Raw genomic sequence first — 14,858 nt, 5'->3', positions numbered from 1 at the left:
CCGGGTTTGGAAGAGAGCGGGACGGCGAGTGGCTGGATCGACACGGACGAGAAAGAGCAGCGGAGGAGCGGGCAGCACCCGACGACTTGTGATCGTCGAGTCGCCCACGAAGGCGCGCAAGATCGCGTCCTACCTCGGCGCCAACTTCGTCGTGGAGTCCTCCAGGGGACACATCCGGGACCTGCCGCGCGGTGCCGCCGACGTTCCCGCGAAGTTCAAGGGCCAGGCGTGGGCGAGGCTCGGCGTGGACGTCGACCACGACTTCGAGCCCCTCTACGTGGTCTCCGCTGACAAGAAGTCGCTGGTCACCGAGCTCAAGGAAGCGTTGAAGGACGTCGACGAGCTCTACCTCGCGACAGACGGTGACCGCGAGGGTGAGGCCATCGCCTGGCACCTCCTCGAGACCCTGAAGCCCAAGGTCCCGGTTCGCCGGATGGTGTTCCACGAGATCACCGAGTCCGCGATCCAGGCCGCTGCCGCCAACCCCCGTGACCTCGACCAGGACCTGGTCGACGCGCAGGAGACCCGCCGCATCCTCGACCGCCTCTACGGCTACGAGGTCAGCCCGGTGCTGTGGAAGAAGGTCATGCCGAAGCTCTCGGCTGGCCGCGTGCAGTCCGTGGCGACCCGTCTGGTCGTGGAGCGCGAGCGCGAACGCATGAAGTTCGTGAGTGCGAGCTACTGGGACATCTCCGCGCAGATGGACGCCGGTGCCGAGGCCACGCCGCGTCAGTTCGGCGCGCGTCTCGTGGCCGTCGACGGCACGAGGCTCGCCACGGGTCGCGACTTCGGCTCGGACGGCAAGCTCACCGGCAAGGCCGACGTGGTCGTGCTGGACGAGCAGCAGGCCAGGGCCATCGCGGCCGGGCTGCAGAACGCGCCGGTCAAGGTCAGCTCCGTCGAGGAGAAGCCGTACACGCGCAAGCCGTACGCGCCGTTCATGACCTCGACGCTGCAGCAGGAGGCCGGCCGCAAGCTGCGCTTCTCCGCGGACCGCACGATGCGCACGGCCCAGAAGCTGTACGAGAACGGCTACATCACCTACATGCGTACCGACAGCACGACGCTGTCGGAGACCGCGATCAACGCGGCCCGCACGCAGGCGACGGACCTCTACGGCGCCCAGTACGTGTCGCCGCAGCCCCGCCAGTACACGCGCAAGGTCAAGAACGCGCAGGAGGCTCACGAGGCGATCAGGCCGGCGGGAGAGGTCTTCCGCACGCCCGGCCAGGTGGCCGCCGAGCTCGACGCGGACGAGTTCAAGCTCTACGAGATGATCTGGCAGCGCACGATCGCCTCCCAGATGGCCGACGCGCGGGGCAACACGACCAGCGTGCGCATCGTGGGTCGCGCGGGCACCGGCCAGGAGGTCACGTTCGCCGCGTCCGGCCGCACGATCACGTTCGCCGGCTTCCTCAAGGCCTATGTCGAGACCGTCGACGCCGAGGCCGGTGGAGAGTCGGACGACGCGGAGTCGCGCCTGCCGCAGCTGGTGAAGGACCAGGACCTGACGATCGCGGAGCTGTCCGCGGACGGTCACACCACCTCGCCGCCCTCGCGCTTCACCGAGCCGTCGCTGATCAAGACGATGGAGGAGCTCGGCATCGGCCGTCCCTCCACCTACTCGTCGATCATCAGCACCATCCAGGACCGCGGCTACGTGTGGAAGAAGGGCGCAGCGCTGGTCCCGTCGTGGGTGGCGTTCGCCGTGGTCGGGCTCCTGGAGGGCCACTTCGGCCGCCTGGTCGACTACGACTTCACCGCCGCGCTGGAGGACGAGCTGGACGGCATCGCCGCCGGTCGTCAGCAGCGCACGACGTGGCTGTCGGGCTTCTACTTCGGCGGCAGCATCGGCCCGGACGGCTCGATCGGCCGTTCCGGCGGCCTGAAGAAGCTGGTCGGCACGGGTGTCGAGGACATCGACCCGCGCGAGGTCAACTCGATCCCGCTGTTCAGCGACTCCGAGGGCCGCACGGTCGTCGTGCGCGTCGGCCGGTTCGGGCCGTACCTGGAGCGCGAGGTCGACGGTGCCGCCCAGCGCGCGAACCTGCCGGACGACCTGGCGCCGGACGAGCTGACCGACGAGATCGCCGAGAAGCTGTTCTCGACGCCGCAGGAGGGCCGTTCGCTCGGCACCGACCCGGTCTCGGGCAACGAGATCGTGGCGAAGGAGGGCCGCTTCGGCCCGTACGTGACCGAGGTGCTGCCCGACCCGGCCGAGAACGGCGCCGCGCCGTCGAAGGCGAAGGCTCCCAAGCCGCGCACGGGCTCGCTGTTCAAGTCGATGTCGCTGGACACGGTGACGCTGGACGACGCGCTGAAGCTGCTCTCGCTGCCGCGCGTGGTGGGCAAGGACCCGGAGACGGGTGCCGAGATCACCTCGCAGAACGGCCGCTACGGCCCGTACCTGAAGAAGGGCACGGACTCGCGGTCGCTGACGGACGAGGCGCAGATCTTCACGGTCACGCTGGAAGAGGCTCTGAAGATCTACTCTGAGCCGAAGAAGCGCGGTCGTGCGGCCGCCGCACCGCCGTTGCGCGAGATGGGCAACGACCCGGTGTCCGGCAAGCCGATGGTGATCAAGGAGGGCCGCTTCGGCCCGTACGTCACCGACGGTGAGACCAACGGGTCGCTGCGCAAGACGGACAGCGTCGAGTCGATCACCGACGAGCGCGCGGCCGAGCTGCTGGCCGAGAAGCGCGCCAAGGGGCCGGTCAAGAAGAAGGCTCCTGCCAAGAAGCCCGCGGCCGCGAAGAAGCCGGCGGCCAAGAAGGCTCCGGCCAAGACCAAGAGCTGAGCAGGGGGTGGCGGTGCCGATCAACGAGTTCGGTCCGGACGGGACTCAGGCCCCGCCACCTCCCCGGCTGTTCCCCGACCCGCTGGCGGGCCTGGTGACGGCCGACGTCTTCATCGCTCCTCAGTGGACGTCCGGGTACGCCACGTCACGTGTGTCGGTGCCGACACCGCCGACGCCCACGGACGAGATGCGTCAGGCCATCTGGAACCAGATGCAGCAGGAGCAGCGCAGGCCGCGCGGCCGCCGTCCGCGAGCGCCCCAGCAGCAACCCCAGCCGAGCCTGCAGCAGTTCGCGCCGGCGCCGCAGTTCCCTGGGGCGCAACAACAACAGCCCGCCAAGCAGTCGAACGGCGTGGCCGCGTTCATCGGCTGCCTGATCGTGATCGGCTTCTTTGTCCTGGTGCTCGTGAACATTCTTGGGGCGATCTTCAGCGGCTGAGGCTGAGAGTCCGGCGTTGCGGCGTGCCTGCGCCGGTTACCCTGATCCCACGGGTTGGGCCGATGAGGGGTGACTGAGATTCAGGACGCGGACACAGGAGTGACCGAGGCAGGCCAGGCAGGGTCCGCCCAGTCCAGCGTGTCCACGGTCCACCGGCTGCGGTCGGTGCTCGCGATCCGGCCGTTCCGCCGGTTGTGGCTGGTCACGTACCTGTGCAGCGTCGGTGACTGGCTGTCGCTGCTCGCGCTGACCGGCCTGGTCTCCGAGATGATGAACAGCTACCAGTGGCAGTCGTTCGCGCTGTCGCTGGTCGTGCTCACCCAGCTGCTGCCGGGCATCCTGTTCGCGCCGATCGGCGGGGTGCTGGCGGACAAGTTCGACCGCCGCAAGGTGATGGTGGTCTGCGACGTCCTGCGCGGCTCGCTGTTCATCTCGATCGCGCTGATCGGCTCTCCGATCTGGCTCTTCGTCGCGAACTTCCTGGTCGGCTGCTGCGCGATGCTGTGGATCCCGGCCAAGGAGTCGGCGGTCCCGAACTTGCTGCGCCGCCCTGACCAGGTGGAGTCGGCGAACCAGCTCGGCCTGGTGATGACCTACGGCATCTCGACGATCAGCGGCTTCGGCCTGTACTCGCTGATCGCGGGCGTGCCGGCGTACCTGAACCTGACCGGCGGCGACCTCGAGTTCCGCATCGCGACCATCGCGGTGATCATCAACGGGCTCCTGTACTTCACATCGGCCGTGTTGATCGCGACCCGCCTGCCCGAGCTCTCCGGCCGCGTCGAGACCAGGAAGAAGGAGGTCGAGGCCGACAAGCCGGGCTTCGTCGCGATGTTCCGCGACGGCATCCGCTTCGCCGCCGCGACCCCGCTGGTCCGCGGCCTGGTGATCGGCATGATCGGCGCGTTCGCCGCGGCCGGTGTCGTGATCGCGACCGCCAAGCTCTACGCGGAGTCGCTGCTGGGCGGCGCCTCGACGTTCGGCCTGTTGTTCGTGGCCGTGTTCCTCGGCCTCGCGGTGGGTATGGCCACCGCACCCCGGCTGGCCCGCCGCCTCGCCTACAACCGCCTCTTCGGCATCACGATCGTCGGCGCGGGCATCACGCTGGTGCTGGTCGCGCTGGCTCCGCACCTGTGGATGGCGCTGCTGATGGTGGCGCTGGTCGGTGCGTGCGCCGGTGTGGCGTTCCTGACCGGTCTGACGATCGTGGGTTCGCAGGTCGAGGACGAGATGCGCGGCCGCACGGTCGCGTTGATCCAGTCTCTGCTCAAGATCGTGCTGTTCGGCGCCTCGGCCGGTGCTCCGCTGGTCGTCGCTCTGCTGCAGAAGCGCCAGGTCAGCGTGTTCGGGCATCCGATGGAGGTCGACGCGACCCGTCCGGTGATGCTCGGCGGCGCGGTGATCGCCATCGTGCTCGGTCTCGTCGCGTACCGGCAGATGGACGACCGGCGCGAGGAGCCGGTGCTGTCGTCGTTGTTCGCGGCGCTTCGAGGCCGCCGGCAGACCAAGGGCCTGCTGATCGCGGTCGAGGGCGACACCCGCGAGGACACGTCGGTGCAGGCCCGCCGCCTGGCTGCCGCTCTGCGCGCCGAGGGTCTCGACGTGCTGCTGGCCGCCGATCCCGAGCACGACGAACGCCGTCTGCGCACGATGCTGTCGTCGGTCGAACTGGCCGGCGTGCGCGCGCAGGCCCTCGTTGCTGCTGCTGTGCGTGCCGATGTCGTCGAACGGCAGGTGCGGCCCGCTCTGGACGAGGGTTCCGTCGTCGTGATGGAGCGCTACGTCGACTCACCGCTGGCCCACTTCAGCGCGACCTCGACTTTGGAACACCAGGAGCTCGAAGGCCTGGTCGACTGGGCCACGGGCAGGTTGCGGCCCGACCTGACGATCCTGCTGGACCGGCCCGTCGCGGACGGCAAGTCGATCGCTCTGGAGCACCACTGGCGGGTGCAGCGGCTGCTCAGCGAGATGGCCGCCGCCGATCCCGACCGCTACGTGGTGGTCGAGGCCGACGGCGACCCGGACGCGACGGCCGAGCGAGTCCGGTCCGCTGTGGTGCCGTTGCTCGCCACCCGCAAGCGGGCGGTCCCCGAAGCCGCCGTCTGATCCCGCGCTGGAAGACTGGCTGTCATGAGCGTGTGGGACGAGGTGGTCGGCCAGCCGGACGCGGTGGCGACCCTGTCTGCGGCTGCCGAGGCCGCTGCCACGATCGTTGCGGGCGGAACTCCGGCGCCGGGCGTGATGACGCACGCGTGGCTCTTCACCGGGCCGCCCGGATCAGGCCGTTCGTCCACCGCCAGGGCCTTCGCGGGCGCACTGCAGTGCGTGGTCACCGACGACCGGCCCGGTTGCGGCGAGTGCACCGGCTGCCGGACCTCGTTGCACGGCACCCACGCCGACGTGCGCGTCGTCGCTCCTGAGGGACTGTCGATCTCAGTCGCCGAGATGCGCGCGCTCGTGCAGATCTCCGCTCGCCGGCCCACCTCGGGCCGGTGGCAGGTGGTGATCATCGAGGACGCCGACCGCTTGACCGAGGGCGCGGCCAACGCGCTGCTGAAGGCCGTCGAGGAGCCGCCGGAGCGAACCGTCTTTCTGCTGTGCGCGCCCTCCGACCACCCGGACGACGTCTCGGTGACCATTCGCTCGAGGTGCCGCCTGGTGTCGTTGGGGTCGCCTCGGCCTGCTGCCATCGCGTCGGCTCTCGAAGCCGTCGACGGGGTGCCCGCGGAGATGGCGTCCTGGGCGGCATCCGTTTGTGGCGGCCACGTCGGGCGGGCTCGGCGGCTGGCGGTCGATTCGGACGTCCGGGCACGACGGGAGGCGGTGCTGCGGATCCCGCTGGCGTTGCGCAAGCCCGCCGACGTCTTCACCTGCGCCGATGAGCTGATCAAGGCCGCTGAGGAAGACGCGTCCACGGCCAACGAGGCGCGCAACGAGGCCGAGCGCGAGGCCCTGGAGACCGCGATGGGGGCGGGCGGCACCGGCAAGGGCACCGCCGCCGCCACCCGTGGAGCCAAGGGGGCGTTGAAGGATCTGGAGAAGCGGCAGAAGTCGCGTGCCACCCGAACCCAACGCGACTCGCTGGACATGGCCCTGGTCGACCTGGCCGGCTTCTACCGGGACGCGCTGGTGACGCACACCGGGTCCGAGGCCGCGCTGATGCATCCGGACAGGGCAGGCGACTCCAGGACCGCTGCCGCGCAGTGGTCCCGGGAGTCGATCCTGCGGCGGTTGGAGGCCGTGCTGGCCTGCCGGGAGGCGATCGAGGTCAACGTGAAGCCGCGCATCGCCGTCGAGGCGATGGTGACGACGCTCCACCGGGGCTAGGCCCAGTCCTGCGAGTCTCGTCCGGCGACAGTGGCAGCCGAGGGACCCGGAGGCGGCACCGCCGCCCGGTATGAGGGCATTCCGGCGGCACCGCCTCCGGGTCTCTCGGCCGCGCCTCTCACCGAACGAACTCGCAGGACCGGGCCTAGGCCCAGCCGAGCGCCGCCGACACCTCTCCCGCCGCCTGAACGACGCGTGGGCCCAGCGCGATCAGCTCCTGCAGCGAGTGCTCCATCGCCAGCGACGACGCCGACAGCCCGCCGATCACCACACCCGCGTGGTCCCGGACGGCAGCGCCCACGCACCGGACGCCGACCTCGTTCTCCTCGTCGTCCAGCGCGAAGCCCGACCGTCGCACCCTCGACAGCTGGGACTTGAGGCGCGTCGCCGACGTGATGGTGTGCGGTGTGCGGCCCGGCAGGCCCGTGCGGGCGATGTAGGCCTCCAGTTCGGACTGCGCCTGGGAGGCCAGCACGGCCTTGCCGATGGCCGTCCCGTGGGCAGGCAGGGACATGCCCAGCCGGGACGCCATTCGGTAGGGCTTGTTGGCCTCGATCTTGTCGACGTAGACCAGTTCGTCGCCGAAGAGCACGGCCAGGTGCACCGTGCAGCCCGTCGACTCCTGCAGCGAGCGCAGGAACGGCCGGGCCCGCTCCACCGTGTCGAGAGGCCGGAGAACCTTGCCCGCGAGGGCGAGCACCCGCGGCCCGGTCAGGTACCCGTCCGAGCCCAGGGTCGCGAAGCCGCGGTCCACCATCGTCTGGAGCAGGCGGTGGACCGTGGACTTGGGCAGGCCGGTGACCCGCGCGATGTCGGTGATGCGCGTGTGGTCGGCCAGGGCCTCCAGCACGGCGAGCGTCTTTTCGACGGCGGTATCGGTCATCTCGCCAGCCAGCCTCCGTCGACCACCAGTACGTGTCCGGTCACATAATCGGACGCGGCGGACGAAAGGAACACCGTTGGGCCGACAAGATCTTCCGGTTTGCCCCAACGGCCGGCGGGAATCCGGTCCCTGATCGCCGGTTCGCGGTCGGGATCGGCCCGCAGCGGCGCCGTGTTGTTGGTTTCGATGTAGCCCGGCGCGATGGCGTTGACCTGCACGTTCGACGCCGCCCACTCGTTGGCGAGGAGCTTGGTCATGCCGACGAGTGCGTGCTTCGACGCCGTGTAGGCCGAAACGAGGATTCCGCCCTGGAAGGACAGCAGTGAGGCGATGTTGACGACCTTGCCGCTGCCCTGCGCCACCATCCGGCGGCCGCAGACCTTCGAGATCTCGAACGCCGAGTCGAGGTTCACGGCCATGATCCGTTGCCAGTCGGCCAGCGAGACGTCCACGGCGGCGCCGCGGTGGATGGTGCCGGCGTTGTTGACCAGGATGTCCACGCCGTGCTCTTCGACCACCGGGGCAAGCGCGGGTTCGACCGAGGCCGGGTCTTGCAGGTCGGCCGAGACGGTGGCGAGCGACGGGGCTACGTCGGAGAGGTCGCCGCGGCCAACCAGGATCAGTTGAGCGCCCGCGTCGTGGAGACCGCGGGCGATGGCGCGGCCGATGCCGGTGCGTGCACCGGTGACGACCGCGGTTTTGCCTTCGAGAGAGAAGCTCACCGCAGCTCCGTGACGGCGACCGGGTCCATGTCGTCGTAAGCCTGGTTTTCGCCGCCCATGGCCCAGACGAAGGTGTAGTTGTGCGTGCCCGCTCCACTGTGGACGGACCACGAGGGGGAGATCACCGCTTCTTCGTTGCGCACCACGATGTTCCGCGTGTTCTGGGGCTCGCCGCAGAGGTGGATCACGCGGTGGGCTTCCGGCAGGTCGAAGTACAGGTAGCACTCGGTGCGGCGGTCGTGCGTGTGCGGCGGCATGGTGTTCCAGACGCTGCCCGGCGCCAGCGACGTCACGCCCAGGACCAGCTGGGAGCTGCGGATGCCGTCCGCGTGCACGAACTTGCGGATCTCGCGGACGTTCGCGGTGCTCTGGTCGCCCAGCTTCAGCACGTCCACCTCGTCGAACCGCGCGACGGCCGTGGGGAACGAGGCGTGCGACGGCGTGGAGAAGAGGTAGAAGCGGGTGTCGTCGTCGGAGGCGTGGAACTCGACGTTCTCCGCGCCCTGGCCCACGTAGAGGCAGTCGCGCGTACCGAGTTTGTGCTCGGTTCCGTCCACGGTCACCGTTCCGGTACCGCGGATGGCGAGGATCGCGAGCTCACGGCGTTCGCAGAAGTGCGCAGACCGGAGCGGGGGAGCGCTCTCAAGCTTGAGCGGAGTGCCCACGTTCGGCGTGGCTCCGCCGATGACGATGCGGTCTTCGTGCGTGTAGACGGTCCGGATCTCGCCCGGTACGAAGAGGTCGTCCACCAGGTAGTGCTGCCGCAGCCCGTCCGTGTCGAAGCCCGGCAACTGCGCCGGATGGGTCGAGTGCCTGATTTGCATCTGAGGATGCCTTCCGATCGGGGCGGCGGAGTGACACGATGTGCGCCGACCACCATGGAACTACGTTCCGTGCAATGGAACAAGCCTGAGGCCTCCACGCCGCCGGAGTTCAGGCTTATGAAAGGCGGCCTTGGTGTACCAGCAGAATCCGAATCCGACAGGCTCGCTGTTCCTGTCGGCTCTGCTCGCGTTGATACCGCTCGTTGCCGTGCTCGTGCTGCTCGGCGGTCTCAAGTGGAAGGCTCATTGGGCGGGGCTGACCGCCCTCGCGCTGGCGATCGGCGTAGCCCTGTTCGGCTACTCGATGCCGCTCGGGCAGGCGCTCAACTCCGCGGCGTTCGGTGCGGCTACCAGCGTGCTCGTGGTCCTGTGGATCACGTTCAACGCCATCTGGATCTACAACCTGACGGTCCACAGCGGACATTTCGCCGTGCTGCGCAGGTCGTTCAGCTCGATCTCGGACGACCAGCGGGTGCAGGCGATCGTCATCGCGTTCTCGTTCGGTGCCTTGCTGGAAGCGCTGGCGGGCGGCGGCGGTCCTGTCGCGATCTGCTCGGTCATGCTGATCGCGCTGGGCGTCGACCCGATGAAGGCGGTGGCGTTGTCGCTGATCGCCGACACCGCGCCGGTCGCGTTCGGCGGCATGGGCAACCCGATCACGGTGCTGAACACGGTCACCGGGCTGCCCGCTGACACGTTCGGCGCGATGACCGGTCGCCAGGTGCCGATCCTCGCGTTGCTCGTGCCGTTCGTGCTGATCTTCGTGGTGGACGGGAAGCGCGGCCTCAAGCAGGCGTGGCCGGCCGCTCTGGTCGCCGGTGGCTCGTTCGCCGTGACGCAGTACCTGGTCTCGAACTTCTGGTCCTACAAGCTGTGCGACATCATCGCGGCCGTCGCGTCGGTGCTCGCGGTGATCGTCTTCATGCGCGTGTGGCAGCCGGCGCGGTCGATTCCGCCGGTGATCGCCGGTGGTTCGACGACGGACTCGCGGCGCGACGTGATCACCGCGTTCACCCCGTACGCGATCATCGTGGTGATCTTCTCGATCGCGCAGATCGTGCCGGTGAAGAAGTTCCTCGACTCGCTGACGTACAAGTTCCTCTGGCCCGGCATGCATCTCACGAACGCCGCCGGCAAGCCGATCAAGGTCGAGTACGCGCTGAACTGGGCGTCCGCGACGGGTTCGCTGCTGTTCCTGTCGGGCCTGATCACGCTGGTGGTGCTCGGGATCAGCGCGCGCAAGGGCCTGGAGATCTACGGTCAGACGATCAAGCAGTTCAGCTGGGCGATCCTGGCGATCCTCGCGGTGTTCTCGTTGTCGTACGTCATGAACTACTCCGGCCAGATCACGACCCTGGGCCTCTGGCTCGCGGGCACCGGCGCGTTCTTCGCGTTCCTGTCACCGGTCGTCGGCTGGTTCGGCGTCGCGATCACCGGCACGGACGCGGGCTCCAACGCGTTGTTCGGCGGTCTGCAGGTCACCGCGGCCCAGCAGCTCGGGGCGTCACCGTTCCTGTTCGGTGCCTCGAACAGCTCGGGTGGCGTGATGGCGAAGATGATCTCGCCGCAGAACCTGGCGATCGGCACCGCGGCGGCGGGCATCGTCGGACGTGAGGGCGACCTGTTCCGCAAGGTCTTCGGCTGGAGTCTGTTGCTGCTGCTGGTGACGTGCGTGGTCGCGTACCTGCAGTCCACACCCGTGCTCGGATGGATGGTGCCGTGATGGTCAGTCGCAGGACTCTGCTCGGTGCGGCTGCGGCGGCACCAGTTGTGGCTGGTGCAGCGGGGGAAGCGTCGGCTGCTTCTTCCCGGCTGTTCCGGGATTCTTTGGACTTCGCGTTGCGGAGGCTTCGTCAGGTCGCGCCGAACGTCACCTCGTTCCCCGAGGAGACGAAGTTCGAGAAGTGGATCTACGTTGCCTCCGGTGGCTGGGTCGGCGGGTTCTGGCCGGGCATGCACTGGTTGGCGTTTCTCGACTCCGGTGACGAGCAGTTCAAGAAGTGGGCGGTGGAGTCGGCGCTGCGTTTGTCGCCGCGGCGCACCGACACGTCGATCCACGACCTGGGCTTCCTGTTCTACCCGTCGTGGGTGACGGCGTACCGGCTCACCGGCGACGTCTCGTGGCGTGACGGGGCGGTGCAGGCCGCGTCGTCGTTGATCCAGCGCTACAACGACAAGGGCCGCTTCATCAGGGCGTGGGGTGCTCTGGGCACGCCGAACAACGCCGGCCGCGCGATCATGGACACGATGATGAACCTCGACCTGCTGACGTTCGCGTCGGAGCAGACGGGGGAGTCGCGGTTCCTGGACGTCGCGGTGGCTCATGCACTGACGACGCGGGCGAAGTTCATCCGGCCGGACGGGTCGACGCCGCACGTGTTCGACTTCAACCCGGAGACCGGCGAGGACATCGGTCCCAACACGAACCAGGGCTACAGCCCGACGTCGTGCTGGTCGCGTGGTCAGGCTTGGGGCATCTACGGCTTCACGACGATGTACCGGCGTTCTCGCCGTCGTGAGTTCCTCGACGCGGCTCGCCAGTTGGCGGACTACGCGCTGGATGCCCTTACACCGGACCACATTCCGGTGTGGGACTACCGCTCACCGTTGGCGCCCAACGACGTCAAGGACTCGTCGGCGGGCGCCATCATGGCGTGCGGCCTGCTGGACCTGGCTGCGGTTTCAGGGCGACTGTCGTACCGGGTCGCGGCGTTGCGGATCCTGGATGCGTTGTGCCGCACGTGTTTGACGACTCGCGCCGAAAAGCACGAGGCCATCCTGGCGCGCGGCACCCGCAACCGTCGCATCGAGACCGGCATCGAGGTGTCTTTGCCCTACGGCGACTACTACCTCATGGAGGCGTTGCTCAGGGTCCTGAAACCCCGGGAGCTCGGACGCGCGATCGGCTTGTCCTGACCGGCAGCGCGGCCACCAGGACCACGCCCGCGAGCAGCAGTCCCGTGCCGACCCAGAACAGCGGGATCGACTGGTACGCGGCGTTGGTGTAGGCGAGCGGCGGCGCCTTCTGCTTGGGAGGCGCTGCCGCACCGCCGGGGTTTTCGGGGGTTTGTGGCGGCTGGGCGGTTCCGCACACCACGCCACCCTGCGGCGCCGCGGCCCGCACGATCTGCTCACCGAGCGAGATCTGCGCCAATGCGGTCGGCAGGTTCGGCAGCTTCAGCTTGTCCGTCGGCAGCAGCTGCACGTCGAGCATCCGTGCAGTGGCCCCGAGCTGGAACCCGCTGAACCCGTTGCCGCTGAAGCTCGCCTTCTTCTCGTTGAGCCCGGCGATCTGCAGCTTGATCACGGCCAGGTCGAGGACGAGCGGAATGTCGAGGGTGGGATGCGCGGCGTCCAACGTGCCGAGCTCCTTGCCGTTCTGACTGACCTTCAGGACCGGCGCGGTGTAGGTGATCTTCGAAGTCTTCTCGTCGCCGGTAGCCGTAGCCGTGAGCGTCGGCGGCGTGGCCACGTCGATCTTGATGCCACCCGCGATCTCCACGCTCACCGCGCGCATGGTCGACGTCGACTCGACTGCCTTGTTCTTGCTGCCGGGCAGGTCGACGAGCCTGACGTTGGAGTTGGCCTCGAACGTGTCCGGGATGCTGACCAGGCTCTTCGACGGCAACGGCACCTCGGCTGGCAGCGCGCTCAAGATTTCGAGACCGGCGAGAGAGGTCTTGGCGGTGGCCAGCGGGCTGATGCACGGCCCGAGCTTCTCGTCCCACCGCGCGTGCACGCTGCCGTTGAGGACCTTGAGCTTGCCCAGCGGCGTCTCGGGAATCGGCAGCCCGCCGTTCGTGGGCTGCGGATTGTCCGGAATGGCCGTCTGCACGAGCGTCCCCGGCGACTGCGGCGACCGCCCGGCCACCGCGAACCCGAACGGGTTGGCCTGCGTGACCACCCGCTCGGTGCTCAGGAACGCCTCGGTGTTGACCTGCGCACTCGCGAGCCCCAGCCCGAACTCGGTGACCGACTGCTTGGGCAACTGCTCGCTGAGCCCGGGCAGGATCGTGTTCGTGGGCACCCCCTGCGGCCCGAGCCTCACGACGCTCAGTCCGGTCCCCGCATCCCCGACCGCGTGCGCAAGCGACTGCGGCCCGTTCGGCGCCGACGCGGGCGGCTGGTTCGGGTCGCGCGGCCCCGGCACCGGCGTGGTCGGAGGCTGCGCGAGCGCGGGCGCCGCGACGAGCGCGAGCAACAACCCGGCCAGCGGCACGGACAACGAACGGCGCATGAACCCAGCTCCTCGGCGGTTAGGAGGTGGTGACATCGGTCACGGTCCGTACAACGAAGCCGACCCCCGTGAGTAACGCGCTTGCGGGTCGGTTATAGTTATCGCGTCTCGCCGCCTTAGCTCAGTCGGCCAGAGCGGCTCACTCGTAATGAGCAGGTCATCGGTTCGATTCCGATAGGCGGCTCGGTGAGACGGAAGGGCCAGGTCACTCGCTGACCTGGCCCTTCTGCTGTCTGGGGAGCCTGGTTCCCGATCATGACAGCAACAACGCCACGCGTGGCCGGCCTGACTTCTCCCGTATGCCGGGCCCTGGCCTGAACCGAGGACTACGCTCGGCCGTATCCGGTGGAAGACGCAGTGACCAGGCGCTTCTGCCGGGTCACCTAAGGTGAGTTCGGCCTAGGTGGATAACATCGCCGACCTTCGTGCGATCAGTCCACCAAGGGACCGGCGAGCCTCCACTGTCGCCTGGTGCGGTGGTGAACGGTTGCGCATCACCTCGTAGGCAGAAGGAGGAACGCACACCATGTCGTACATGGGCGGCGAGAACGGCGACAAGTGAGTCGCTGAGCTGAGCTTGAGTGAACCTGTCTTCAGGTGCCTGCACCGCACCCGGCCGTGCAGGCCTGACTACCTCTTGAGCTCCAGCATCATGCCGACCTTGCGGTTGGCGGGCAGGTTCTTGAGCGTCAGTTTGATCTCAGTGCGACCGCCAGAGGTCGACGGGACGATTTCGAAGTCGTCGCGCGGCCTGGTGAGCGAAACCACGCCCCATCTGGCGTCAACGCCGGGCGGCAGAACGATCTTGTAGGTCGCGCGTTCCACGGGTCGCCGGAATGAGAAGACGAACCGGTCCGGCCTCTGGTGAACCATCAGCGGAACGCATTTTCTGGGCCAGGTCCACTCCATCTTGAGTCGTACTTCGCTGTCCACTTCCGCGGGTGAGTGGAAATGCGACACCATGTCGAGTCTTCCGTCATCACGCCAATGCGAGGTCACGACGAAGCTTGGGCCTTCGGTGCCGTCCACCTCGAGGCTGCGGACTCTGGCGGTCACTTCCTTCTGGATCGCCTTCGGCTGGTCCCAGCCCGCACCGAAGACCAGCCTGAAGAAGGCCGCGTCCGCTTCTCTGATCACCGCGGTGACGGTGATGAACTCCCTGGTGTCGCCGTTGGTCTCGATGACGGCTTCCTGCTCCCAGACCTTGATGTCGAACACGCTGGACTGGAGCTCGGTGAGCATCTCGCAGTAGGTGGACAGCAGGCTGCGGTACTGGCGGGACTCCGACTCGAGTTTGGCGACGCGGGCGGACAGGTGGACCATCAGCACGAACACGAGGAGAAGCGCGGTGGCGACGAATGCGGCGCGAATGGCGACCGAACCGAAGAAGGCGGACAGGACTGCGCCGAACGTGACGAAACCGAGCAGTCCCTTGACGACTCCGACCGCTCCTTCGTCCTGGAGGAATTTCTCCAGCCACTGCGAGAACGACTTCAGCACCCGGTCCACCCCTCTGTCCGGCCCACACGCGCCGGACTAGGCAGGATAACTCGGGCCCTGTCCAGTCGTCATCGAAGTTGGTACGAATGGGTGGAGGGTGCAATTGTCATTCAATTGGCATTGTTTCGC

The 14,858-nt window shown here is 68.2% G+C and carries 11 protein-coding genes and 1 tRNA gene; 7 read left to right on the top strand and 5 right to left on the bottom strand.

Translation table 11 applies throughout. The features are described from left to right. Nucleotides 1-28 precede the first annotated feature (28 nt). The 4 genes from topA to AB0M24_RS37680 all read left to right on the top strand — a co-directional run bounded on the left by topA (nt 29) and on the right by AB0M24_RS37680 (nt 6,563). Nucleotides 29-2,797 carry a type I DNA topoisomerase gene (gene topA, locus AB0M24_RS37695; RefSeq protein WP_363778270.1) on the top strand — a complete coding sequence of 923 codons (2,769 nt, stop codon included), beginning with the start codon at nt 29-31 and terminating at the stop codon, nt 2,795-2,797. A gap of 13 nt (nt 2,798-2,810) precedes the next feature. Continuing rightward, the gene (locus AB0M24_RS37690; protein ID WP_363778269.1) at nt 2,811-3,236 is read left to right on the top strand and encodes a hypothetical protein; all 426 of its coding nucleotides are present in this window, start codon (nt 2,811-2,813) and stop codon (nt 3,234-3,236) included. A gap of 69 nt (nt 3,237-3,305) precedes the next feature. Further along, nucleotides 3,306-5,342: an MFS transporter gene (locus tag AB0M24_RS37685; protein WP_363778268.1), complete on the top strand. Its 2,037-nt coding sequence runs from the start codon at nt 3,306-3,308 to the stop codon at nt 5,340-5,342. Nucleotides 5,343-5,366: 24 nt separating this feature from the next. Beyond that, nucleotides 5,367-6,563 carry a DNA polymerase III subunit delta' gene (locus tag AB0M24_RS37680; protein WP_363778267.1) on the top strand — a complete coding sequence of 399 codons (1,197 nt, stop codon included), beginning with the start codon at nt 5,367-5,369 and terminating at the stop codon, nt 6,561-6,563. Between the two features lie 145 nt (nt 6,564-6,708). On the opposite strand, the gene AB0M24_RS37675 is transcribed toward AB0M24_RS37680, so the two are convergent. Genes AB0M24_RS37675 through kduI form a run of 3 tightly spaced genes read right to left on the bottom strand, consistent with a single transcriptional unit; the run spans nt 6,709 to nt 8,992 of the window. Further along, nucleotides 6,709-7,446, bottom strand: a complete 738-nt coding sequence (locus tag AB0M24_RS37675; protein ID WP_363778266.1) for an IclR family transcriptional regulator — start codon at nt 7,444-7,446, stop codon at nt 6,709-6,711. Continuing rightward, nucleotides 7,443-8,168, bottom strand: coding sequence for an SDR family oxidoreductase (locus AB0M24_RS37670; protein ID WP_363778265.1), 726 nt, complete (start codon nt 8,166-8,168; stop codon nt 7,443-7,445). The genes AB0M24_RS37675 and AB0M24_RS37670 overlap by 4 nt, the downstream gene beginning before the upstream one ends. Then, nucleotides 8,165-8,992 (bottom strand): 5-dehydro-4-deoxy-D-glucuronate isomerase, encoded by an 828-nt coding sequence (gene kduI, locus AB0M24_RS37665; RefSeq protein WP_363778264.1) that lies wholly within the window; start codon nt 8,990-8,992, stop codon nt 8,165-8,167. The genes AB0M24_RS37670 and kduI overlap by 4 nt, the downstream gene beginning before the upstream one ends. Nucleotides 8,993-9,125: 133 nt before the next feature. Between kduI and AB0M24_RS37660 the strand changes: the two genes are divergently transcribed. After that, nucleotides 9,126-10,715 (top strand): L-lactate permease, encoded by a 1,590-nt coding sequence (locus AB0M24_RS37660; RefSeq protein WP_363778263.1) that lies wholly within the window; start codon nt 9,126-9,128, stop codon nt 10,713-10,715. Then, nucleotides 10,715-11,908, top strand: coding sequence for a glucuronyl hydrolase (locus tag AB0M24_RS37655; RefSeq protein WP_363778262.1), 1,194 nt, complete (start codon nt 10,715-10,717; stop codon nt 11,906-11,908). The genes AB0M24_RS37660 and AB0M24_RS37655 overlap by 1 nt, the downstream gene beginning before the upstream one ends. Here the strand turns inward: AB0M24_RS37655 and AB0M24_RS37650 are convergent. Further along, nucleotides 11,859-13,229: a hypothetical protein gene (locus AB0M24_RS37650; protein WP_363778261.1), complete on the bottom strand. Its 1,371-nt coding sequence runs from the start codon at nt 13,227-13,229 to the stop codon at nt 11,859-11,861. The genes AB0M24_RS37655 and AB0M24_RS37650 overlap by 50 nt on opposite strands. Nucleotides 13,230-13,339: 110 nt before the next feature. Between AB0M24_RS37650 and AB0M24_RS37645 the strand changes: the two genes are divergently transcribed. Continuing rightward, nucleotides 13,340-13,413 (top strand) — tRNA-Thr (locus AB0M24_RS37645). A gap of 446 nt (nt 13,414-13,859) precedes the next feature. On the opposite strand, the gene AB0M24_RS37640 is transcribed toward AB0M24_RS37645, so the two are convergent. Next, nucleotides 13,860-14,729 carry a hypothetical protein gene (locus AB0M24_RS37640; RefSeq protein WP_363778260.1) on the bottom strand — a complete coding sequence of 290 codons (870 nt, stop codon included), beginning with the start codon at nt 14,727-14,729 and terminating at the stop codon, nt 13,860-13,862. Nucleotides 14,730-14,858: the final 129 nt, after the last annotated feature.

The organism is Lentzea sp. NPDC051838, from assembly GCF_040681245.1.
Taxonomy (GTDB): Bacteria; Actinomycetota; Actinomycetes; order Mycobacteriales; family Pseudonocardiaceae; genus Lentzea.
Note: the sequence above shows the minus strand (reverse complement) of the source record. Positions and strands in the feature narration are given on the sequence as shown.